Source organism: Actinoplanes sp. NPDC000266 (assembly GCF_042899005.1).
GTDB lineage: Bacteria > Actinomycetota > Actinomycetes > Mycobacteriales > Micromonosporaceae > Actinoplanes.
Window position 1 is genome coordinate 73,603 of the sequence record NZ_JBIAZI010000012.1, and the last position, 22,393, is coordinate 95,995.

14 protein-coding genes are annotated in these 22,393 nt (G+C 71.1%); 9 read left to right on the forward strand and 5 right to left on the reverse strand.

The genetic code is table 11. From position 1 onward, the window contains the following. Positions 1–5: 5 nt before the first annotated feature. The 4 genes from ACFY36_RS39690 to ACFY36_RS39705 are packed head-to-tail and all read right to left on the reverse strand — an operon-like array spanning position 6 to position 4,783. Entirely contained in the window at positions 6–1,484 is a 1,479-nt protein-coding gene (locus ACFY36_RS39690) for a MutS-related protein (RefSeq protein WP_499751056.1), read from the reverse strand. Continuing rightward, complete coding sequence (locus tag ACFY36_RS39695) at positions 1,481–3,007, reverse strand: MutS-related protein (RefSeq protein ID WP_499751057.1); 1,527 nt, start codon at positions 3,005–3,007, stop codon at positions 1,481–1,483. The genes ACFY36_RS39690 and ACFY36_RS39695 overlap by 4 nt, the downstream gene beginning before the upstream one ends. A 55-nt stretch (positions 3,008–3,062) precedes the next feature. Then, positions 3,063–3,830, reverse strand: a complete 768-nt coding sequence (locus ACFY36_RS39700; protein ID WP_499751058.1) for a dienelactone hydrolase family protein — start codon at positions 3,828–3,830, stop codon at positions 3,063–3,065. Next, positions 3,827–4,783 carry an alpha/beta hydrolase gene (locus ACFY36_RS39705; RefSeq protein ID WP_499751059.1) on the reverse strand — a complete coding sequence of 319 codons (957 nt, stop codon included), beginning with the start codon at positions 4,781–4,783 and terminating at the stop codon, positions 3,827–3,829. Before ACFY36_RS39705 ends, ACFY36_RS39700 begins: the two co-directional genes overlap by 4 nt. A 69-nt stretch (positions 4,784–4,852) precedes the next feature. Here ACFY36_RS39705 and ACFY36_RS39710 point away from each other — a divergent pair, with 69 nt between their 5' ends. Together ACFY36_RS39710 and ACFY36_RS39715 are read left to right on the forward strand one after the other, a co-directional pair. After that, positions 4,853–5,401, forward strand: a complete 549-nt coding sequence (locus ACFY36_RS39710; RefSeq protein WP_499751060.1) for a TetR/AcrR family transcriptional regulator — start codon at positions 4,853–4,855, stop codon at positions 5,399–5,401. Next, positions 5,398–6,717: a peroxidase family protein gene (locus ACFY36_RS39715; protein ID WP_499751061.1), complete on the forward strand. Its 1,320-nt coding sequence runs from the start codon at positions 5,398–5,400 to the stop codon at positions 6,715–6,717. The genes ACFY36_RS39710 and ACFY36_RS39715 overlap by 4 nt, the downstream gene beginning before the upstream one ends. Here the strand turns inward: ACFY36_RS39715 and ACFY36_RS39720 are convergent. After that, positions 6,710–7,276 (reverse strand): TetR/AcrR family transcriptional regulator, encoded by a 567-nt coding sequence (locus tag ACFY36_RS39720; protein ID WP_499751062.1) that lies wholly within the window; start codon positions 7,274–7,276, stop codon positions 6,710–6,712. The two genes, ACFY36_RS39715 and ACFY36_RS39720, sit on opposite strands and share 8 nt — an antisense overlap. A 67-nt stretch (positions 7,277–7,343) precedes the next feature. On the opposite strand from ACFY36_RS39720, the gene ACFY36_RS39725 reads away from it, so the two are divergent. The 7 genes from ACFY36_RS39725 to ACFY36_RS39755 all read left to right on the forward strand — a co-directional run bounded on the left by ACFY36_RS39725 (position 7,344) and on the right by ACFY36_RS39755 (position 22,390). Beyond that, the gene (locus ACFY36_RS39725) at positions 7,344–8,957 is read left to right on the forward strand and encodes an MFS transporter (protein ID WP_499751063.1); all 1,614 of its coding nucleotides are present in this window, start codon (positions 7,344–7,346) and stop codon (positions 8,955–8,957) included. A gap of 333 nt (positions 8,958–9,290) precedes the next feature. After that, a complete protein-coding gene (locus tag ACFY36_RS39730) occupies positions 9,291–10,007 on the forward strand; it encodes a hypothetical protein (RefSeq protein WP_499751064.1) in 717 nt (238 codons plus the stop codon). Between the two features lie 203 nt (positions 10,008–10,210). Beyond that, on the forward strand, positions 10,211–10,744 hold the full coding sequence (locus tag ACFY36_RS39735) for a hypothetical protein (protein ID WP_499751065.1): 534 nt from the start codon (positions 10,211–10,213) through the stop codon (positions 10,742–10,744). 370 nt (positions 10,745–11,114) lie between these two features. Next, positions 11,115–14,219, forward strand: coding sequence for a family 78 glycoside hydrolase catalytic domain (locus ACFY36_RS39740; RefSeq protein ID WP_499751066.1), 3,105 nt, complete (start codon positions 11,115–11,117; stop codon positions 14,217–14,219). Then, positions 14,212–17,391 carry a glycosylhydrolase-like jelly roll fold domain-containing protein gene (locus tag ACFY36_RS39745; protein ID WP_499751067.1) on the forward strand — a complete coding sequence of 1,060 codons (3,180 nt, stop codon included), beginning with the start codon at positions 14,212–14,214 and terminating at the stop codon, positions 17,389–17,391. The genes ACFY36_RS39740 and ACFY36_RS39745 overlap by 8 nt, the downstream gene beginning before the upstream one ends. Beyond that, a complete protein-coding gene (locus ACFY36_RS39750; RefSeq protein WP_499751068.1) occupies positions 17,388–20,009 on the forward strand; it encodes a glycosyl hydrolase in 2,622 nt (873 codons plus the stop codon). Before ACFY36_RS39745 ends, ACFY36_RS39750 begins: the two co-directional genes overlap by 4 nt. Next, the gene (locus tag ACFY36_RS39755) at positions 20,006–22,390 is read left to right on the forward strand and encodes a beta-L-arabinofuranosidase domain-containing protein (RefSeq protein ID WP_499751069.1); all 2,385 of its coding nucleotides are present in this window, start codon (positions 20,006–20,008) and stop codon (positions 22,388–22,390) included. The genes ACFY36_RS39750 and ACFY36_RS39755 overlap by 4 nt, the downstream gene beginning before the upstream one ends. Positions 22,391–22,393: the final 3 nt, after the last annotated feature.

The window sequence follows — 22,393 nt, forward strand, 5'->3', positions numbered from 1 at the left end:
ACGCCTCAGGACTGGCGCACGCGGTTCCACAGGTCGGCGCCGTGGCTCGTCGCCTCCGGTTCGGCTCCCCGCAGCCGGAAGGACCGATCGCGTTCGGCCCGCAGGAACAGCGCCGGGTAGCGCTCGCGGCCGCGATAACAGCCCTGCGCCAGCTCGTTGAGATGGGTGACGAACACCATCGTCACGCCGGCCCCGGTCATCGCGTCGATGACGCGGCGCGCGATGTCGGAGCCCTCCCGCTCGTTCGTCGACTGGAACGACTCGTTGCACAGCAGCAGACCGTGCGGCGCGACCACGTCGGCGACCCGCGACATGCGCCGGAGCTCCTCGTCGAACTTGCCGCTGGTGAGCGAATCGTCCTCGTCGGTGGTGAAGTGGGTGAACACACCGGTACCGGCGGTCGTGGTGAAGGCGGTGGCCGGGACGAACGCGCCCGCGGCCGCGAGCAGCTGGGCCAGGCCGACGCTGCGCAGGAAGGTGGACTTGCCGCCCCGGTTGGCGCCGGTGACCATGATGAGCGACCGGCCGTCGGCGTCGAAGTCGTTGGCCGTGGCCGGTTCGCCGAGACGCAGTTGCAGGCCCGGGTCGTAGAGGCCGCGGGCGCTGAACGAACGCGACGCCACGTCGCGGACCACCGGCCGGCAGACCGGCGCGCCGCGCTCGGTCAGCGCCCGGCGCAGGGCCAGACATCCGACGTAGAACGCCATTTCCGTCCGCAGTGACGCGAAGAACGACAGCACGTGCTGGGCGGACCGGACGGCGCTGTCGGCGAGACCGGCCAGGGCCTGGTCACGCAGGGAGCTCAGCGCCCGGTGCCCGGCCTCGTCGCCGTAGGGAACCTTGTAGGCTGCGGTGGGCGGTTTCGGCGCGGAGCCGCGGCGGAACAGGGACCGGGACGAACGCGGCGGGCGGCGCACCACGAACTGCTCGCTCTGGTTGCCCGAGCCGAGCTGGGCCGACACGAGCAGGTTCCCGCGCAGCCCGAGTTGGCCGATCGACTCGGCCGCCGACCCCAGGTACTCCTCGTTCAGCTGGTCGCCCACCATGGTGAAGAACTGCCGGAAACCGGCCGACGAGACGCGCGGTTCGTACCGCGCGGCCAGCGATCGCAACTCGCGCAGCAGATCCACGAAGGACGACAAGGTGGCCGTCGCCTGGTTCAGCAGCGTTTCCGGTGTGTCGAAGAAGACGGCGCGGGCCGCGGCGCGCTGAGCCTCCAGGGCCCGCCCGGCGAGCTCGTACAGCTCCCGGCCGAGTTCCGGCTCGCGCACGCAGTCGTCGAGGATGTCCTGCCGATAGGCGACGCCCGCGGGGTCGATCGGCCCGGACAGCAGGACGCGCCGCGCGGCGCCGGCGATGTCGGGGTCGCCGGCGGCCATCGCGTCGATCACCGTGGACAGCCCCAGGTCCTCGGCGACGCTCTCCGCGAGGCGGTGCGCCGGCTTCTCCTCCGGCGCACCGGCGAACAGCAGGCCCGGCCTCATGTGTGTGCCTCGATCCGGGCCCGCAGCTGCTCGGTGGTGAGGCCGTATTTCGCGGCGAGGGCCAGGGCGTGCGCCTCGCCGTCGGCGCGGCCCCGGGTGACCTCGAAGGTGCGCCTGGTCGCGTCGTGGGCGTCGATTCCCGTGACCAGGGAGACGATCCGGGGATCGAGCCGGGAGAGCTCGTCGATGAAGGTGACGCACACGCCCACCGCGCCCGCGTCGAGGACCGCCCGCAGCACGTCGCCGCTCATCGCCCGCGCGTCGACCCACGTGGTGGAGCTGAACATCTCGTTGAGAATCACCACCGAGCGCTCGCCGGCCGCCGCCAGCAGGGCGGCCATGCGCTCCACCTCGTCCTCGAGCCGGCTCGTCAGGTCGCCGGCGCGGTCACCCCGGTCGAAGTGGGTCAGGATCGCGTCCGGGGCGTGCAGCGCGGCGGAACGGCCCGGCACGGGCAGGCCCAGCGCGGCCAGGTGACAGAGCTGCCCGACGGTGCGGGCGAAGGTCGTCTTGCCGCCCTGGTTGGGCCCGGTCACCACCAGCATCGATTCGCCCTCGCCGAGCGCGACGTCGTTGGTGACCGGCCGCCGCCCGGCGGCGACGAGCGTGCGGGCCAGCAGCACATCGAAGGTCTCCGTGACCTCAAGCCCACGATCCGGCCGGGTCTCCGGCACGCAGAACGGCAGGCCCGCCTCGCGCATCGGGGAGGTGAAGTCCCACCAGGACAGTGCGAACTGAAGCTCTCGCTCCACCTCGTCGATCACCGGATGCCGGACGGCGGGATGGTGGTCCACGAAACGCGCGACCCGGTCGAACACCTCGGGGAAGAGCTGCGCGACGAGGTCGAGGACGGCCGCGTGCAACTGGTTCATCTCGGCCCCGGCGCGCAGGTCGAACTCGGGCGACGGCACGTCCCCGCTGTGGAACCGCTCGAAGGCCGCGAGGGTGGCCGCGTTCAGGTCGTCCTGCCCGGCGAAGGGACTGGCGACGATCTCGTCACCCGAGATCGACAGGGTGTAGCGCAGCTCGCCGAGTTCGGCCAGCAGGTCCCTCGCGCCCGCCGACATCGCGGCGAACTCGGGGCCCGCCCGGTACTCCCGCAGCCACGTCAGCCACTCGCGCAGGGCGGCCGAGGCCGGCGCGGCCTCGTCGAGGGCAAGGGCGATGACTTCGACGACTTCGGTGTACGACGCGACGGCGTTCAGCCTCCATCGATACGCCTGGTGCTGATGCCGTACCCGTTCCGCCGCTTCGAACTGCCGCCGGCAGCGGCTGAGGCCATCGCAGAACGCGCGCGCCGCCGTACGCAAGCTCTGGTCCTCGAGGTCGGCGAAGACCGCCTGCCTTCGCCGGATGGCCGGAGTGTCGGTGAGGCGGGCGTGGAAGGCCGGCCGCAGATGGTGTCCCTCCCGGCCGGCCACCACGGCGTCGACGATCTGGCCGAGCTGGAGGTCCGGGAAGTAGGCGGGCTCGGGCGCCTCACGAGGCAACGCGAACAGGCCGCCGAACGGAGAGGAGGACATGTCACCCCGGATGCTACGCGAGCGGGGTGACACGTCGCCCTCGGTTCCGCTTCGTTCAGCGGACGAAGACCTCGTCCAGGAAGTTGACCAGCTCGCGCCAGCTGCGCCTGTCGGCCTTCTCGTGGTACGGAGGGATGCCGGGCAGCGTGTACGCGTGCTGGGCCCCCGAGTAGAGGGTGATCTGCCAGTCGAGGTCGCCCCGGGTGCGCAGCTCGTCGGCGAACTTCTGCACCGCCGAGTCGGGAACCACGGGGTCGTCGGCGCCGGTGAGGATGAGCAGCGGGCCGGTGATGGCGGCGACGTCCGCGGGCTCGTGCGTGACGAGGCTGCCGTGGAAGGAGACCGCGCCGGCGAGCGGGGCGCCGGTGCGGGCGAACTCCAGGGCGGCGCTGCCGCCGAAGCAGTAGCCGAGGACCACGATGCGGTCGGGGTCGACGCGCGGGTCCTGGGCGACGACGTCGTACGCGGCCCGCACGCGCGCCCGCATCAGCGCCAGGTCGCCGTAGTACTTGCCGGCCTCGGCGGCTGACTGCTCGTCGTTGTCGAAGGTGACGCCGGCGCCGTAGATGTCGGCCGCGAACGCGAAGTAGCCGAGGCGGGCGAGCATCTGCGCGCGGGCCTTCGGATACTCCCGCAGCCCCGTCCAGTCGTGGACGACGATGACCGCGGGCTTGCGGTCGGTGACGGCGGTGTCGTGCACGGCGTACCCCTGAAGGGGTTGACCCTCGTGCTCGTAGGCGACGGTCTCGTCCTCGATGCGGGCGCCCGCGCCGGCCGGCACGGTGTCGACGAGGTTCTGGTGAAGGTCGGACAGCTCGGTCATGCTTCCGATCTTCGTACTTCCGGGTGAGGGGACGTCAGGCGGCCCCGGAGGAAGCCGAGGATCTGGGCGCGGGCGGCCCGGGCCTGCCGTACGAGGCCGGGCGTGCTGACGAACGCGTGCGGCGCGCCAGGGTGCTCGGCGACCTCGACGGGGACACCGGCTTCGCGGAGCCGGTGTGCGTACGCCCGGCCCTGATCGGCGACCGGGTCGAGCGTCGGCACCACGACGAGCGCCGGGGCGAGCCCGCTGTGATCCCCGGCGTACAGCGGGGACACGGCGAGGGGATCGGCCCCGGCCGGGACCGCCAGCCGCAGGAAGAACTTCATCTGCGTGACGGTGAGGGTCGGGCTGTCGGCGTGCTCCCGCATCGAGGGATAGCCGAGTGCGGTGTCGGTGAGGTCGGTGCACGGGTTGACCAGCACCTGGGCCCGGATGGTGGGGCCCGCACGCAAAGCGGTCATCGCGGCCACGACACCGCCCGCGCTCTCGCCGAGGAGAGCGACCCGCTCCGGGTCGACCTCGGCCCAGGTGCGCACCTGACGCAGCACATCCCACCCGTCCTCGACGGCCGCCGCCAGCGGGGTGGTGAACGAGACGAGGCGATGCTCGACCGACACGACCACGGCCGGCAGGCGGGCCGCGAGGTGGCTGGTGATCCAGTCGCTCTGCACGGCCGTGCCGACGAAGCCGCCACCGTGCACATGAAGCACCAGCGGCAAGGGTGTGGCCGCGCCGGGCGGCCGGTGAACGCGGATTCGCACCACGCGATCGGGCAGCGTGACGTCCTGCCAGCGGATCGCGACCCCGCGCGCCGGAAAGCCGGTCACGATCCGCGACAGCGGCGAGGAGCGCCGCCGGTTCTCGGCCTCACTAAGTGAGCGAAGGTTCGCAGGTGTCATCGCCGGCCAGTCCGGCTCCTTGCGCAGCGCGGACAGAACACGAATGCCGAGCATGTCTCCTCCAGCCAATAACGCTACCTCTGGTATCGAAACTACAAGTAGCGTAACTGCTAGAGTGGCGGCGTGGCCAGACCCCGTACCGGCATCGACGCCGAAGTCTTCGCGGCGACGCTCAAGACGGTCCACGAGCTCGGGTACGCCCGGGCCACCGTCGACCGGATCGCCGCCGAGGCCGGGATCGCGAAGACGACGATCTATCGCCGCTGGCCCACCAAGGGCGCGCTGCTGACCGCCTGCCTGGTCGACGCGTTCGGCCCGGCGCCGCTGACCGGCGCGAGCCGCGAGGAGATCCTGGCCGGCGCCGTCCGCTGGATCGCCGGGAAGATCGGCGAGCCGGGCATCGGGGCCGCGTTCGCCGGCGTCTTCACCGACGCCGTGAACGACCCTTCCCTGCGGGCCATCTTGTCGGCCCAGCTCCAGGACCCGTACCGGATCGCCATCGAGGAGACGCTCGGCCTGGCCGAGCGGGAGGTGCTTTTCATCATCGACGTCGTGGTCGGCACGCTCCTGCATCGCATGGGCATGACCGGGGAGCCGATGGACGGCGACGACGTCGAGGCGCTGATCACGCTCGTCACGAAACAGGGGGCTGGCCGGTCTCAGGGGGCATGACCCTTCCCACCCGCGATCACTGCCTCAGCCTCGTCCGCGCCGTGGACCGCCCGACCGGCGCGGCCCGCTACGGCCGCATGTTCCCCGGTCTGCAACCGCTCGGCGCCGATCCGAAGCTGCTGATGCGTGCCGGCGACACCGGCGGCATCTGCGACGCGGCGCCGTTGCTGGACCGGCTGAACCCGGGCGGCGACGACGCGGCCGGGGCCGCCGGCTGGCCGTTCTTCGGCCAGCTGATCGCACACGACATCACCGCCGACCGCTCACCCCTGGCCGGCGGCATCGATCCCGAGGCGCTCAAGAACGCCCGCGCGCCCAAGCTGAACCTGGAGATGCTCTACTCCGACGGCCCGATCGGCTCGCCGTACCTGTTCGACGTGAACGATCCGGCGAAGTTCCTCGTCGTCGACGGCGACGTCCCGCGCAATCCCCAGGGCGTCGCCCTGATCGGCGATCCGCGCAACGACGTGCACAGGTTCGCGCTCACTCTGCACGTCGCGCTCGTAAGCGCGCACAACCGCATCGTCGATTGGCTGCGCGACGGCGGCGTTTCCGAGGCGGATGTGTACGAACGCGCGCGCATCACGCTCACGTGGCACTACCAGTGGATCATCGTGCACGACTTCCTGCCGCGCCTCGTCGGCGCGCCGCTCGTCGAGGACGTCCTGACCAACGGCGGCCGCTGGTTCGCTCCGGAGCCGATGCGGGCGTACATCCCGTTGGAGTTCGCCGACGCCGCCTTCCGCTACGGGCACGGGCAGATCCGGCACACCTACCGGCTCGTCGAGGGCGGGCCGGAGGTGCCGCTCTTCCCCGACCTGGTCGGCTTCGGCCCGCTGGAGGCCGACCGCCACATCGACCTGGCACAGGTCTTCGACGTGCCCGGCCGCCCGCCGGCGCAGCGCGCCAAACGCCTCGACGGCCGTCTCGCGTCCAGCCTCATCGGCCTGCCCGTGCAGGTCACCGGGGCGGTCGACGCCGATGCCTACCACTCCCTGGCCGTGCGGGACCTGCTGCGGGGCGAGACGACCGGCCTGCCCAGCGGCGAGGCCGTGGCCCGCGAGATCGGGGCCGAACCGCTCGTCCTTCAGGACTGGCCGCACGGCGTCCCGCTGTGGTTCTACATCCTCAAGGAGTCCGAGCTGCTGGGCGACGGCGACCGCCTGGGCCCGGTCGGCGGCCGGATCGTCGCCGAGGTGCTGATCGGCCTGCTCCGCGCCGACCCGGCGAGCTATCTGAGCCTGGAGCCCGGCTGGACGCCGCTGCTGCCCGCCCGCGGCGACAGCTTCACCCTGGCCGACCTGCTCATCAAGTAAACGATCCTTCGCCCCTGGTCATCGAGAGCAGCAACTCCCGCGTCCGCTCCAGGGCCGCGGGGTTGCTGCCACCCTCGTAAAGGGTCGCCAGCGAGGCGCCGTCGGCGGCCTTCGTGATGATCAGAACCCGGTCCGGGTGCAGGCCGTCGGAAGTGAACGCTGATTCCCACTGCCGCGCGTCCTCCTGGAGGATCTCGGCCACGCCCGGCACCGTCGACAGGGCGGCCGAGAGCAGCAGGTGCTCCGAGATCGCCGTCTCATCGCCCAGGCTGTCGAAAATCACCCGGACGTACGCCCGGACGAGGCGTCCCGCCGCGTGATCGGCCGGGTCGACCGCCGCGCGGACCTCGGCCGCGAACGTGTCGACCTGGTCCTGCGCGAGCGCGAGGAGCAGCTGGTCGCGGCTCCGGAAGTGGTGCAGGAGCCCGCTCTTGGAGACTCCCGCCTCTCGTGCGATGACGTCCAGGCTCACACCGGCGCCCTGCTTACCCACGGTGCGCGCGGCGGCGTCGAGCACCGTGCGCCGGGTGCGGGCGGTGTCCCGTTCACGAGGAGGCATACGGATCACAGTAGTAGCCGACCATTTGGTCTGTACTACCGACCAGATGGTCGGCTACTGTCGAAGCATGACTTCGAACGGACGCCGCTGGGGCGCGCTCGCCGCCCTCACGCTGGCGGTGACGCTGCTGGCGGTGGACGGCACGGTTCTGGCGCTGGCCGTGCCCGCGCTCACGGCGGACCTCGCGCCGACCAGCAACCAACTGCTCTGGATCGGCGACGTCTACTCGTTCGCGCTCGCCGGGCTCCTCATCAGCATGGGCACGCTCGCCGACCGCATCGGGCGCAAGCGCCTGCTCCTGCTCGGCGTGGCCGGCTTCGGCGCGGCCTCCCTGCTCGCCGCCTTCGCCCCCACTCCCGAGTGGCTCATCGCCGCCCGGGCGCTGCTCGGCGTGGCCGGGGCGACGCTCATGCCGTCCACGCTGTCGCTGGTCCGCAACATCTTCCCGGAGCCGCGGCTGCGCACCCGCGCCATCGCGATCTGGTCGGCCGGCGCCTCCGGCGGCGCGGCGCTCGGCCCGCTGGTCGGCGGCCTGCTGCTGGAACACTTCTGGTGGGGCTCGGTCTTCGTCATCAACGTGCCCATCATGCTGCTGGTGCTGGCGGCCGTGGCCATGCTGGTGCCGGAGTCCCGCGATCCCGCGCCGGGCCGTTTCGACCCGCTGAGCGCGCTGTTGTCGGTCGCCGCGATCGTCCCGCTGGTGTGGGCGGTCAAGGACGCCGCCCACTCGGGTGTAAATGCCTCTTCACTTACGGCGGCGTTGATCGGCCTGGCCGCCGGCACGTGGTTCGTACGGCGTCAAAAGCGGCTCACCTCACCGCTGATCGACGTCACGCTCTTCGCCCGTCCCGCGTTCAGCGGCACGGTCGCGGCCAGCGTGATCGCCATCTTCGCGTTCAGCGGCCTGCTGTTCTTCTTCTCGCAGTACCTGCAACTCGTCCGCGGTTACTCGCCGCTCCAGGCCGGCCTGCGCGAACTTCCGTTGACCCTGGCGTCGATCGCGGTGGTCGTCGTGGCGGTCCGCGTCATGAACCGCCTCGGCGTCGGCCGCTCCCTCGGCCTGTCCCTGCTGGTCGCGGCGGCCGGTTTCGCGGTGCTGACGGCCGGAGAGGGCGCGCCCGGCTACGGTGTGCTGGCGGTGGGCCTGGTCGTCATCGGGCTCGGCGTGGGCATCGCCTTCACGGCTTCGACGGACGCGATCCTGGCCTCGGTCCCGCCGCAGCGGGCGGGTTCCGCGTCGGCGGTCTCCGAGATGGCGTACGAGCTGGGCGTGGCCACGGGAATCGCGCTGCTGGGCACGTTGCACACGGTGCTGTACCGAGCGTCGCTGCCCGACCTGTCGGCCCTGCCGGACACGGTGCGGACGGCGGTCGACGAGTCGCTGGCGTCGGCCACCCAGGCCCTGAACGGCAACGCGCTGCTGGACGCGGCCCGCGACGCCTTCTCCCACGCCATGCAGGCGACCTCACTCGTCGCGGCCGCCCTGCTGCTCATCGCCGGCCTCCTGGCCTGGAAGCTGGTCCCGTCCGGCCCCGCCCCCGCCGAGGAGTCCGTCCATGACGAGCCCACGTTCCACGAGCCCGCCGCAAACGAGCCTTCCCCTCGCGAGCTCCCCGCCCACGAGCGCGCCTCTCATGAGCCCACGGCGCCAGCTCACCCCTCTCAAGCCCACCTCTCATGAGCCCACGGCGCCAGCTCACCCCTCGCGAGCCCACCTCTCATGAGCCTCCGGAGGCGGCTTCACTTCGGCGGCAGAAGTGACGCGACGCCGGGCGGCTTCGTGAGTGGCGAGCCGGGCGACAAGGTCGCGACGCCGCCCTCCCCATGTCCCCACTCGCGGCTTCGGCTCGGGCCGGGCAAACGTTGGATCACCTAATGGTCATGGCCCGCTGACGCGGTGTGGCCGCCGGTCGCACGGTTACGGCAATCGCGGGAAACGGGCAGCGTCGTGAGCCTTTGCCGCTCGCGTTCATGCGTTACGGTTCCTGCTCAACGACGCTAGGGGGCATGGACGATGGTCGACGTCATCGAGACGACGGAGCTGGCGGGCGCGCGCCGCCGGATGGACAAGGTGACCAGCGCCGCCGTCATGGTCACGATCGACGCCGTCCTGTTCCTCGCGATCGCCGTCGTCGGCGTGCCGTTCCTGATGTTCGTCTTCGCCGACGAGACCGGAACGTGGGGCCGCCTCTGGCCGTACGTCGGAAGCTGGGTCCTCGCCGGCGTGGGCGGCGCCGCCTGCGCGGCGGCGGCGTACGGCCTGACCCGCAGCGGCGCGCAACTCGCCCGCCACGCCGGCGCGGCCGCCGCCCTGGGCGCCGCCGTCGTCGCGGTGCTCATCTCCGCGCTGCTGTGGCGTTCCCTGATGCTCGGCCCGGTGACGGCGGTCTTCGTCATCGCCAACCTGCTCGCGGCTGTCACGCTCTTCAACGCCAAAGAGCCTTCCTTCGTACGCTTCCAGCCCGCCTCCCTGCCGCCGGAGCCCTCGGCGATCCCCCACATGCCCGGCTTCGCCACCGAGGACGCCCCCACGCCCGATGCGGTCGACGACCTGTACCGCCGCCCCGGCGCCGGCACGGAGGGCGAGACCAGGTCGACCATCGATCTGCAGATCCGCCCCCGCCCCAGAACCGACCGCCGGCGCCCTCGCACCCAACCCGCCCTCCGCACACTCACGGGCATCCAGCTACCGCCACGCGCCCGCCGCACCCGCCCTGCGAACCGCGGCTGACTTCCACGGCCGGCGCCAAGAGCAGTTCGCGGCTCCACCGCTCGAAGACACGTGAAGCCTGGAAGCCGGAACGCGGCAAACAGGGACGGCAGCGGGAAACGGCGGCGTGAGGTCCGCCGAACCGGCGCGGAGCACCGGCGGAATGCGTGGACGAGCGCGGAAATGGCTGGCCGGCGGGTCCGCCATTGCGTCATCGTGTGGCGGTGATTGTCGTTCAGCGGGTTCGGGTGCGGTGGGGTGCTGCTTCGCGCGGTGCGCCGCACGCTGATCTGCGCCGCGGGCTCGAGCGGCCGTTCCCGTTGCCGCCGTCGGGTGGGGCATCCGATGTGGTCGTCCACGATGTTCTTCTCGACGAGGTGGACGGCTACGCTCCGTGCGAGCGGCTGCGGAGCGGCGGAACCGAGATCGCGGCCGAAGGCGGCGTCTGCGTGCGGGTCGAGGGAGACGCCGTCACGGTGCGAGGCGGCCGGTCCTGGGTCGCGTTTCCGCGCCGCGGTGGCGCCACGCGGCTGTTCACCCTCCAGCCGGGTCAGGTGGGCCGGTACAGGGCGAACTTCCGGATCACCGGCTGTGCCTGCAATCCCTGCTGGTACTACGAGAGTCAGCTGGTGCACGTCAGCAACGGCCGGGTCGAGCAGGACGCGTTCCTGAGCGGGGCGCCCAGTCACGACGTCGACGATCGCGTCCACCTCTACGGCGGCCGCCGCCGATCGCCGGCCGAAAAGCGCGGAAGGTAGACCGCCGCCGGACCGGAACCCGAGTCCTTCCTGGGCGCCCAAGTCCCAGGACGACGGAACGCCGTGACGTCTGAGCCCCCGGAACGGCTGAAGGCCCGGAACGGCTGAGGGCCCGCGACGACTGAAGGGCCGCCTCGATGCCGTGGCTTCCGTGTCCGGACAGCGCGCCGGGATCTGGCGTATCCATCAAGGGCTATTGACGTCATTGATGACGGCATATTAGCGTGATCGTTACCACCGTGTTAAAACGTTTCACAATCGCGCTCCCCCGCGGTTGTCGCTGGTCACCGTTCATCCGTGACTTTTAGCGGTTCTTTAGTTGAACCGCTGAATCGTTGTGGGTTGAAACGATTTCGCGACAGGAGCCGCTTTGCGACGTACTCTCCTCACCGCACTCACCACCGCTGCACTGCTCGTCTCCGGCGCGCCGGGTACTCCCGCGCAGGCCTCGGTCCTTGCCGGAGCGCCGACGGCACTTCGGGCCAACGGGCAGGTCCAGCCCCTCGGCATCGACGCCGCGCCGCCGGATCTGAGCTGGCGGGACACGCGTACGGGACACATCGCGTACCAGATCCAGGCCGCCACCTCCGCCGCCAAGCTGAACCACCCGGATCTCTGGGACTCGGGGCGTGTCCGCGGCAGCGCCGTCACCACCGCCTACGCCGGGCGGGCGCTCGGTGAGCGAACACGCGTCTACTGGCGTGTCCGCACCTGGGCCGGCGACCGGGCCGTCACCGGCTGGAGCGCGCCCTCCTGGTTCGAGACCGGGCTGCGCGACTGGAAGGCGCAGTGGATCGGCAACCAGGACTGGCAGCTCAGCACCAAGCCCGTCCAGCCCGTCGTCGTCGCACTGCCGAAGCAGAACGCTCGCTTCGTACGCCTCGACGTCACCAAGCTGGGCCTTCCGCTGGCCGAACAGCCCCTGGACAGCAAGAACCGCATGGTGACCACCGGCGACGTGCGGCGCTTCCCGGCGCTGACCTACCGGCTGCAGCTGGCCGAGCTCGAAGTGCGCGACTCCGCCGCCCCCGCCACCAACCTGGCCGAGGGGCGCGGCAAGTTCATCACCGCCTCCGAGACCGAGACCGTCCGCAAGGAGTGGGAGCCGGCTCTGCTGGCCGACGGCCTGGCTCTCGGCTATCAGAGCGCGGCCCACGCCACCCCGGACGCGAGCATCCAGCTCACCCTCGATCTGGGCGAGGCCAAGTCCTTCGACCAGGTGGTCCTCAAGCCGCGCAGCGACACGCTGACCGCCGAGCGAACGACCGCCAACTTCCCGGTCGACTACAGCGTCCAGACCGCGCAAACCGACGACTGGACCACCGCCGCCACCGTCACCGGCCAGGCCCCGCCCCAGCCGTGGCTCCCGGCCGCGCTGCCGGTGTTCAGGAAGGACTTCGCCGTTCGCGGCAAGGTGGCCAAGGCTCGCCTCTACATCAGCGGCCTCGGCGTCTACGAGCCCACGCTGAACGGGCGCAAGGTCGGCGACGCCGTTCTGGAGCCGGGCGACACCGACTACGCCGACCGGGTGCCGTACGCGGCGTACGACGTGACCAAGGGTTTGAACCAGAGCGGCAACAAGCTGGAAGTCGCCCTCGGCAACGGCACGGCCAACGCGCTCGACACCAAGGGCCGGTACCGGAAGTTCGCACGGCAGGTCAGCGACCCGCAGGTGATCGCCCAGCTCGAGATCACCTACGCGGACGGGCGGCGGCAGACCGTCGCCACCGACACCAGCTGGCGCACCGCGCTCGGTCCCACCACGGTCTCCTCGTGGTACGGCGGAGAGGACTACGACGCCCGCCGCGAGAACCCGAGGACCTGGGCCGCCGCCGTCGCCGCCCCGGCCAAGGGCCCGCTCACGGCCCGGATCGGCGAACCCGTCCGGGTCGTCGAGCGCCTGAAGGGGACCGAGGTCCGAGCCGGGGTCTTCGACGTCGGCCGCAACATCGCCGGCCTACCGGAGATCACCCTCACCGCGCCGGCCGGCACCACGGTCCGCGTCTATCCGGCCGAGTCGCTGAGCGGCGACCACGTGGACCAGTCGATCAGCAACGTGGGCACGCCGATCTGGGACCAGTTCACCAGCAAGGGCGGCACCCAGACCTGGCACCCGCGGTTCAACTACCACGGCTTCCGCTACCTCGAAGTCGCCGGCCTGCCCGAGGGAGCGCGCATCAGCGTCGCCGGGCTGCGCACGATGGGCGACTACGACCCGGCCGGCAGCTTCGACACCTCGGACGACGTGCTCGACGGCATCCACCGGCTGACCCGGCGCGCCGTCGAGAACAACATGCAGAGCATCCTCACCGACTGCCCGAGCCGCGAGAAGCTGGGCTGGCTGGAGCAGGACCATCTGGCGTACGACGCGATCGCCCGCAGCTACGACGTCCGCCCGCTGATGGACAAGATCGTGCAGGACATGGTGGACGGGCAGGAGGTCTCGGGGCTGGTGCCGAGCACCGTGCCCGACCACACCTCGCTCGCCGGCGCCTATCGCGACGACCCGAACTGGGGCGGCGCGCTCGTTCTCGTGCCCTGGCAGACCTACCGGACGTACGGGGACCGGGAGATCCTCGAGCGCAACTACCCGGCGATGCGGCGGTACCTCGCTTATCTGCAGGGCCAGACCACACGCTGGGTCGACGGCGTCTACGACTACAGCCTGGGCGACTGGATCACCACCGAGAAACCCGCGATGCCGAAGGCGATCCCCGGCAGCACCGGCGTCTGGAAGATCGCCGCCGGTCTGGCCCAGATCGCCACGGTGCTCGGCCACGACGCCGACGCGGCCGCCTATCGGGCCACCGCCGACAACCTCGCGAAGGCGTTGTGGGCCAAGTACTACGACCCTGCCACCGGCCTCTTCGGCGGCGGCGGTCAGGGCGCGACCGCCCTCGCGCTCGACGTCGGCGCCGTGCCGGCCGAGCTGAAGGCGGGCCAGCTGCAGCATCTGATCGACGCCATCGCGGCCAAGGGCGACCACCTCGTCATGGGCGAGATCTCGTTCCCGTCGGTGCTGCGGGTGCTCACCGACGCCGGGCGCGACGACGTCGTCTACCGGATCGCCACCCGGACCACCAGCCCGAGCCTCGGCTATCAGGTCCAGGCGGGCCTGACCGCGCTCGGCGAGACGTGGGACGGCGGCAGCGGCCAGTCGCAGGACCACTTCATGCTGGGCGCGCTCGACGCCTGGATGCTGCGCCGGGTCACCGGCATCGACCAGGAGCCCGGCTCGGCCGGGTTTCGCGAGCTGGTCATCGCCCCGGCCGTCAGCGGCGGCCCGGCCTCGGCGTCGGGGAGCTATCTGACGCCGTACGGCAAGGTCGCCACCGCCTGGACCCGGACCGCCGAGACCGTACGCCTGCGGGTGACCGTGCCGCCCGGCGCGACCGCCCAGATCCGCTTGCCCGGCCTGACCCGCACCGTCGGAACCGGCGAATGGACGTTCACTTCGAGGAGCGCCGATGCGTAGAGCACTGACCGCCCTGCTCGCCGCCACGCTGGTCGTCACCGGCCTGCAGAACCCGGCCGCGGCGGCAAGGGAGAGCACCCCGCCGGACGACAGCCTGCCGAGCATCTACTGGTACTGGAACAACACCATCACCCCGGAGATCACCGACCGGCAGATGGCCGAGATGCGGGCCAAGGGCGTCCACTCGTTCGTCCTTTTCCCGTACGGCGGCGCGAGCCAGCAGCCCGCGTTCTTCACCGAGGCCTGGTTCGACCTGGTCGAGCACGTCCTGCGCGAGGCCAGACGGACCGATATGAAGGTCTGGCTCTTCAACGACAACAACTTCCCGAGCGGCCGGGCCGGCGGCCTGGTCGCCGACGGCGGCACGGTCGGCGACCGCACCTGGCCGGCCCGGCCGGACCTTCGGCTCAAGGCCGTGCTGCGTTCGAGCCGGGTCGTCACCGGACCGGCCACGGTGAAGCTGGACAGCACCTCGGGCCTGTCGGTCAGCGCCGGCAAGCTCGTCGTCGACCCGGCCCTGAGCACCGGGCCGGCCCCGCTCGCGCCCGGCGAAGACTGGACGGACTACACCGTCAGCGGCAAGGCCACGCTGACCACAGGCGGTGTGCAGCTGTGGGTGCGGGCCGATCAGGTGAAACAGAACGGCTATCTGGTCGACGTCGATGTCAAGGGCGTCGCCAGCGTCTACCGGGTCGACGACGGCGTCCGGACCCGGCTCACCACCGGCGTTCCCACGCCGGGCTTCTCGGCGAGCCGGGCGCAGACCATCAACGTCACCGTTGCCGGCGGCACGATCACGCCGAAGATCAACAGCACCGTGCAGCCGGCCGCGACCGACAGCTCGTACGGCCAAGGCTCGGTCGCCGTGGCCGCGGAGGGCACCCAGCGCACGCAATGGGACAACCTGACTGTCGCCGGGCCCGGCGGGAACGCGCTCTTCAACGATGACTTCGCCGACGCGCGAGGGTTGGTCAACTTCCCGGCTGACCGGGTCACCCTGACCGGCCGGACCGCGGCCGCCGCGAGGCCGGCCGGGACGGACAAGCCGATCGAGCTCACCGGCACGACCTGGAAGGTCCCGGCCGGTCAGTGGCAACTGGACGTCTACGCGGGCAAGACGCTGATCGACGACTCCAGCGGCTACGTGCGCGACTATCTCGACCTGCTCGACCCGGCCGCGACCGACGCGTTCCTGGAGCGGGTCCCGGGCGAGTACGTGCGCCGCTTCCGCTGGGCGATGGGCTCGACGGTGCTGGGTTTCTGGGACGACGAGCCGTTCATCGCCTCGGCCCAGCCGCACCCGTTCAAGCAGCTCCCCTGGTCGCCCGGACTGGCCAGGGCGGTCACCGAGGCCGGCGGCAGTCCCGGCGTGGCCTACACGGCGGCGTCCGACCTGCTCGACCCGGCGGCCGGCCTCTACTGGCGCGCGGTGAACAACCTCTTCGCCACGAACTATTACAAGCGCCAGGCCGACTGGATGGGCCGGCACGGGCTGAAGCTCATCACCAACCCGCTGCTCGACGAGGAGAGCCCGCAGGACCGGATGCACAGCACCGGCGACCTGACCAAGGTGAACCAGTGGGCGCAGGTGCCGGGCAGCGACGAGATCACCACCGACTACGTGGCCGGCCAGCAGACCATGCTCGGCCGCAACGCCGCCTCGGTCGCGCATCAGAGCGGCGCGCCGCGCGTGGTGATGGAGACCTTCGGCAACGGCGGCTGGCAGATCGCGCCGGACTACATGCGCGCCACCGTGGGCGCGCTCGCCACCCGCGGCGTCAACCTCACGTTCCTGCACGCGATGTGGACCGACGAGACTTCCGTCAACTTCCCGCCGCCGTTCGGGCCGCGCAGCACGTTCTGGGAGGACATGCCGGAGGTCGACACCTGGATCGGCCGGGTGATGGACCTGGGCCGGGGCACGAGCCTGGCCCGCACCGCCCTCATCCAGCCCCAGCGGGCGGCCGAGATGACCCGTTCCACCGACACCGAGCACACGCTCGACGAGGCCTTCACCGAGGCGTCGTACGCCCTCGAACGCGATCAGGTCGACTTCGACCTGCTGAGCGACTCGTCGTTGAGCGGCGACCCGGTGGCCCGCTTCCAGGGCGTGGTACGAGGCCAGCGACTCCAGGTCGGCAAGGCGTCGTACGACCAGCTCGTGCTCCCGCCGACGCCGATCCTCGATCTGGCCGCCGCCAAGCGCCTCGGGGAATTCAACGCGGCGGGCGGCAAACTCGTCGTGGTCGGCGCGCTGCCCACCAAGGAAGCCTTCGGGCGCGATGCCGAACTGGCGAAGGTGTTCGCCGGGATGAGGTTCACCAGAACCGTGGAGCTGCGGGCGGCGCGGTTGTCGCCGAAGGCCCCGGCTGTCCGCGTGATCCGGGTGCAGCGCGGCCAGGACACTGTCTTCGTCCTCAACAACGAGAGCGACGCGACCGTCACCACGACCGCGACGTTCCCGGCGGCCGGCATCCCGTGGATCAGCGACCCACGCACCGGAATCACCGCCCCGGCAACGGTTCACCGCGGCTCCGCCGTGCCGCTGACCCTCAAGCCGTACGAGACGGTCGGCGTCATCTTCAAGAAGGGGAAGGAACAGCCGCACCTGACCGACAGCCCGCTGCCGGCGTCGAAGGTGAGCACGCGGGCCGCCACGGTCACGGCGGCCGCGCCGGGGACCTACAACCTGACGGGTACGGCCAACGGCCGCACCTACAAGGGCACGGCGGTCGTCACCGACCCGCTCGCGCCGATCGCGCTCGACAAGCCGTGGACCGTTCAGCTGGAGAAGGACGGCTCGGCGCCACAGGAGCGGCCGCTGGGCTCGTGGACGGCGTTCGACCCGACGTTCTCCGGCAGCGCCACCTACGCCACGAGGCTCGACCTCACCGCGGCCGACCTGAAGGGCCGCAGTCTGGCCTTGGACCTCGGCGAGGTGCACGACCTGGCGACGGTCACCGTCAACGGCGTCACGCTGCCGTCGGCGCTGTGGCACCCGTACACGGTCGATGTCACGAAGGCGTTGAAGCCCGGCGCCAACACCGTGAGCGTGCGGGTGACCAACACGCTCGCCAACTCCCGCAACAAGATCCTGCCGTCCGGCCTGGCCGGTCCCGTCACCCTGCGGCCGAGCGCCGTCGTCACCGCGAAGCTGGAGCCCACCCGATGAAACGCCGTACCGTTATCGCCCTGGGCGCGGCCGCCGCGCTCCCCTGGCCCGCGGCCGCCGCCGAGGCCACCCCGGCCAAGGTTCCCGCCACCGGCGCCAAGTTCCGCTGGTGGTGGCCGCACGGCCTGGTCGACCCGGCCGAGATCGCCCGTGAGATCGACCAGATGGCCGACGCCGGTTTCGCCGGCGCCGAGATCCAGGACGTGCACCACAGCGTCCGCGTGGACCTCGACGCGGCCGGCCACGGCTGGGGCACCCGGCCGTGGCGCGACGCCGTCGAGTCGGCGCTGCGCCAGGCCAAGCGGCGCGGCCTGACCATCGACCTGGCCGTCGGCCCGAGCTGGCCGGCCGCCGTGCCCGGCATCACGCCGGACGACCCGGCCGCGGCCAAGGAACTCGTGCACACCGTCACCGCGTTCACCGGCGGCATCACGGCGCCGGTCGAGGCGGACGTCTTCGCCGTGCAGATCGCCCGGCTGGTCTCGGCCGGCGTGCTCGACCCGGCGTCGGTCCGGACGCTGACTCCCGCCGGCGGGCAGGTCGAGGTGACCGTGCCCGACGGATCGTGGCTGCTGTTCACCTACAAGGTGCGCGGCTCCGGGCAGCAACCCGAGGGCGGGCCGCACACCGTTCCGCCGTCCTATGTGGTCGACCATTTCAGCGCGGCCGGCACCCGGGCCGTCATCGACACCTGGAACGAGCTCGTGCTGACCAAGCCGATCCGGCAGCTCCTGCGCCAGGCCGGCGGCGACCTCTTCGAGGACTCCCTCGAACTGGAGACCGACTGGACGCTCTGGACGCCCGCGATGCCGGCCGAATTCGCCCGGCGCACCGGCACCGAGCTGCTCCCCTACCTGCCGATTCTGTTGAACCCGAAGGGGAAATATCTCTACGCGTTCGACTCCGACACCTCCAACCACGTGCGGGACGCGTTCAACCAGGTGCTGTCCGACCTCTACCACGAACATCACCTGATCCCGCTCCGCGACTTCGCTCACAAGCTCGGCCTTCAACTGCGGGCCCAGCCGTACGGCCTGTCGACCGACGCCATCCGCAGCGCCACCCTGCTCGACGTGGCCGAGAGCGAGTCGCTCGGCTTCAAGAACCTGGACGACTACCGGGTGCTCGCCTCGGCCCGCGACATGGCCGGCAAACGGATCCTCTCGTGCGAGTCGGCCGCGTACGCCAACGGGGCCTACAGCACGACGTGGAACAAGGTGCTGCAGACGATGGGCAGCGTCTTCGCCGGCGGCGTGAACCAGGCGGTGCTGCACGGCTTCGCCTACAAGGACGCGCCGGGCGCGGCCTGGCCCGGTTTCGCGGCGTTCTCGCCCTACAACGGCAACGGGATCGGCTATGCCGAGGCGTGGGGACCACGCCAGCCGACGTGGCGGCACGCGCGCGACGTGGCCGGCTGGTTCGCCCGCACCCAGGAGCTCCTGCAGAGCGGAACCGCCCGGGCCGACCTCGTCTTCTTCCGGCAGAAGGGGTGGACGGCGACCGGGATCGGCGCGCCCTGGGCCACCAACGACGGCATCCCGATCGGCTGGACGCACGGCTTCGCCGACGAGGCGTCGCTGGCCCTGCCGGCGGCGAAGGTGCGCAACGGACGGCTCGGGCCGCCCCGCTACAAGGCTCTGATCCTGGACGGCGACGCCTTCCGGGGCAAGGACCACACCCTTTCCGTACGGGCGGCGCGCCAGCTGCTGGCACTCGCGAAGGACGGGTTGCCGATCATCGTGATCGGCAACTGGGCCGACGTGCACCCGGCCCCGCTCCAGCCGATCTTCGCCGAACTGCTGGCCCGGCCGGGCGTGCACGTGGTCGCCGACCAGACCGGCGTGCCGGCCGCGCTGGAGGCGGCCGGGGTGAAGCGGGACGTGGAGTACGAGCGGTCGTCGCTGATGACCGTGCACCGGGTCGACGGCGACAAGGACTTCTACTACCTGGCCAACGCCCGGCACGCCGAGAACCGGGCCATCACGGCGATCGACCAGGACGTGTGGCTCACCACGACGTCCCGCTCGTCCGTTCCGGTCGAGATCGACGCGTGGACCGGCGAGAAGCGCGGCGTCGCCCACACGCGCGAAGGCAACCGGGTCCGGGTGCGGGCCGGCTTGCAGCCGGGCCAGTCGATGTTGCTCGTCTTCGAGCGAACCCGCGTCGACATTCCGGCCCGCACCTTCGTCGAGCCCGCGGTCGCCCTCACCGGGTGGGAGCTGTCGGTCGAGGACTGGCAGCCGAGCGGCGTCACCCGGCATCAGGTCACGCTCACCGATCTCCTGCCGTGGTCGTCGATCCCGGAGCTGGCCGACGTCTCCGGCATCGGCACCTACCGCACGACCATCACCGCCGAGCGGGCCGGCCGGGCTCTGCTGTCGCTGGGCAAGGTGGTCGACACATGCCGGGTGCGCGTCAACGGCCGCCTGCTGCCCCCGATCGACGTCCTGGAACCGGTCGCTGACCTGCCACTGCGCAAGGGCGCCAACACCATCGAGGTCGAGGTGGCCACGACCCTGCTCAACCGCCTGCGCACGACCAGCCCGGCCGTTTTCGGCATCGCCGCCCGGCAGGCATACGGCCTGCTCGGCCCGGTCTCCCTGAGGTGGTACCGATGAAACGGCGCACAGTCATCGCGGCCGGTGTGGCCATCGCCGCCGCTCCCCGGCCGGCATTCGCCGCGCCTGAGAAAGACGCGCTCGAGAAAGACGCGCCTAGGAAAGACGCCAAACCGCGGCTGCTCCCGGGCCGCTATCTCGACAACATGAACCGCACGGTGGCCTACCTGCGGTTCGTGGACCTCGACCGGCTGCTGCACATGTTCCGGGTCACCGCCGGGCTTCCCAGCTCGGCCGAGCCCCTCGGCGGCTGGGAGGCCCCGAACGTCCAGCTGCGCGGGCACACCACCGGCCACCTGCTCTCCGGCCTGGCCCAGGCCGCCTATCACCTCGACGACCCCGAACTGGCCGCGAAGAGCGCCTCACTTGTCGACGCGCTCGCCGCGTGCCAGGCCCCGAACGGCTATCTGTCGGCGTTCCCGGAGACCGTCTTCGACGATCTCGAGGCCGGCCGGAACCCGTGGGCGCCGTACTACACCATCCACAAGATCCTGGCCGGCCTGCTCGACCAGCACCGGCTGCTGGGCAACGCCACCGCACTGCGAACGGCGGTCAACATCGCCGGCTGGGCCGCCTCCCGGGTGGCCGAGCTGACCCGCGAGCAGATGCAAAAGGCTCTGCACGTCGAGTTCGGCGGCATGAACGAGTCCTTCGTCAACCTGTACGAGGTGACCCGCGACCCGGCGCACCTCGACCTGGCCCGCGCCTTCGACCACGACGAGATCTACGTGCCCCTCGCCGAGAAGCGCGACACCCTCGCCGGCCGGCACGCCAACACCGACATCGCCAAAATCGTCGGCGCGGCCGCCTCCTACAAGGCGACCCGGGAGGAGAAGTACCGCACCATCGCCACGTACTTCTGGGACCAGGTGGTACGGCACCACAGCTACGTCATCGGCGGCAACTCCAACGCCGAGTTCTTCGGGCCGCCCGGCCAGGTGGTCAGCCAGCTCGGCGAGAACACGTGCGAGAACTGCAACACCTACAACATGCTCAAGCTGACCCGGCGACTGTACGAGCTGAACCCGAAGCGCACCGACTACCTCGACTACTACGAGTGGGCGCTGCTCAACCAGATGCTCGGCGAGCAGGACCCGGACTCGGCCCATGGCAACGTCACCTACTACACCGGGCTCTCCAACACGGCCTCCCGCAAGGGAAAGGAGGGCCTCGTCTCCGATCCGGGCTCGTACAGCAGCGACTACGGCAACTTCAGCTGCGACCACGGCACCGGCCTGGAAACCCACACCAAGTTCGCCGAGCCCATTTACGACACCGCCGGCGACGAGCTCTCGGTCAACCTGTTCATCCCCTCCGAGGTCACCTTCCGCGGGGCGTCGGTCCGGCTGACGACCTCTTTCCCGTACGCCGGCAAGGTGCGTATCGCGGTGACGGGCACCGGTAAGGCGTTCACTCTGCGGGTCCGCATCCCCGGCTGGGCCCGCGACGCGGAGATCCGAGTCAATGGATCTTCACAACACGCGCGACCCGGGTCGTTCGCCGAGATCCGGCGCGCCTGGCGGCGCGGCGACGTGGTCGAGCTGACCCTGCCGCTGCGGACCCGCTGGCTGGCCGCGCCGGACAACCCGGCCGTGCACGCCCTCGCCTACGGCCCCCTGGTGCTGGCCGGCCGCTACGGCGACACCCCGCCCGCGGCCCTGCCCACCGCCGACCCGCGCACCCTGAGAAAGGAGGCCGGCGCGGCCGAGTTCAGCGTCGTGGCCGGCGGCGCCAGGGTGCGGCTGAGCCCGTTCCTCGACGTCCACCACGAGCACTACAACGTGTATTTCGCGCTGCCACCCACGCGCCCGCGCACGGGAGTCGTGGCGGCGTACCCCCTGAAGGGTTTGAAGGAACGCACCCGCAAGTGGCCGGACGCCGTGCTGGCCGGTGGGGCAACGCCCGGCGAACGCGGCATCGAGCTCAACGGGACCGGCGCCCACGTGGTCCTCCCGGCCGGACTGCCCGCGAATCTCGCCGAACTCAGTGTCTCGGCCTGGGTGCGGCTGGACAGCATCACCAACTCGGCCCGCGTGTTCGACCTCGGCTTCAACACCCAGAGCTACATGTTCCTGACGCCGCGGACCGGCAACGGGACGGCCCGCTTCGCCATGAAGCTGGGCGGCATGGACGGCGAGGACTTCGTCGACGCCGCGGTGGCGCTGCCGATCGGCGTCTGGACCCATGTCGAGGTCCGGGTCGCCGACACGCTCACCTTCCTCATCGACGGGGAGGTCAGCGGCGTCAACCCGAACCCGCGGATGGGCGCGCTGCTGCTCGGAGCGACGCAGTTCAACTATCTGGGGCGCTCGCAGAACCCGAAACACCCGTTCCTGCACGGCGCGGTCGCCGACTTCGTCCTGTCGGCGCCTGTCACGTAAGGC

Coding starts and splice junctions, on each gene's coding strand:
- ACFY36_RS39690 (WP_499751056.1), bottom strand. CDS start 1,484: ATGAGGCCGGGCCTGCTGTTCGCCGGTGCGCCGGAGGAGAAGCCGGCG.
- ACFY36_RS39695 (WP_499751057.1), bottom strand. CDS start 3,007: ATGTCCTCCTCTCCGTTCGGCGGCCTGTTCGCGTTGCCTCGTGAGGCG.
- ACFY36_RS39700 (WP_499751058.1), bottom strand. CDS start 3,830: ATGACCGAGCTGTCCGACCTTCACCAGAACCTCGTCGACACCGTGCCG.
- ACFY36_RS39705 (WP_499751059.1), bottom strand. CDS start 4,783: ATGCTCGGCATTCGTGTTCTGTCCGCGCTGCGCAAGGAGCCGGACTGG.
- ACFY36_RS39715 (WP_499751061.1), top strand. CDS start 5,398: ATGACCCTTCCCACCCGCGATCACTGCCTCAGCCTCGTCCGCGCCGTG.
- ACFY36_RS39720 (WP_499751062.1), bottom strand. CDS start 7,276: ATGCCTCCTCGTGAACGGGACACCGCCCGCACCCGGCGCACGGTGCTC.
- ACFY36_RS39725 (WP_499751063.1), top strand. CDS start 7,344: ATGACTTCGAACGGACGCCGCTGGGGCGCGCTCGCCGCCCTCACGCTG.
- ACFY36_RS39730 (WP_499751064.1), top strand. CDS start 9,291: ATGGTCGACGTCATCGAGACGACGGAGCTGGCGGGCGCGCGCCGCCGG.
- ACFY36_RS39745 (WP_499751067.1), top strand. CDS start 14,212: ATGCGTAGAGCACTGACCGCCCTGCTCGCCGCCACGCTGGTCGTCACC.
- ACFY36_RS39750 (WP_499751068.1), top strand. CDS start 17,388: ATGAAACGCCGTACCGTTATCGCCCTGGGCGCGGCCGCCGCGCTCCCC.
- ACFY36_RS39755 (WP_499751069.1), top strand. CDS start 20,006: ATGAAACGGCGCACAGTCATCGCGGCCGGTGTGGCCATCGCCGCCGCT.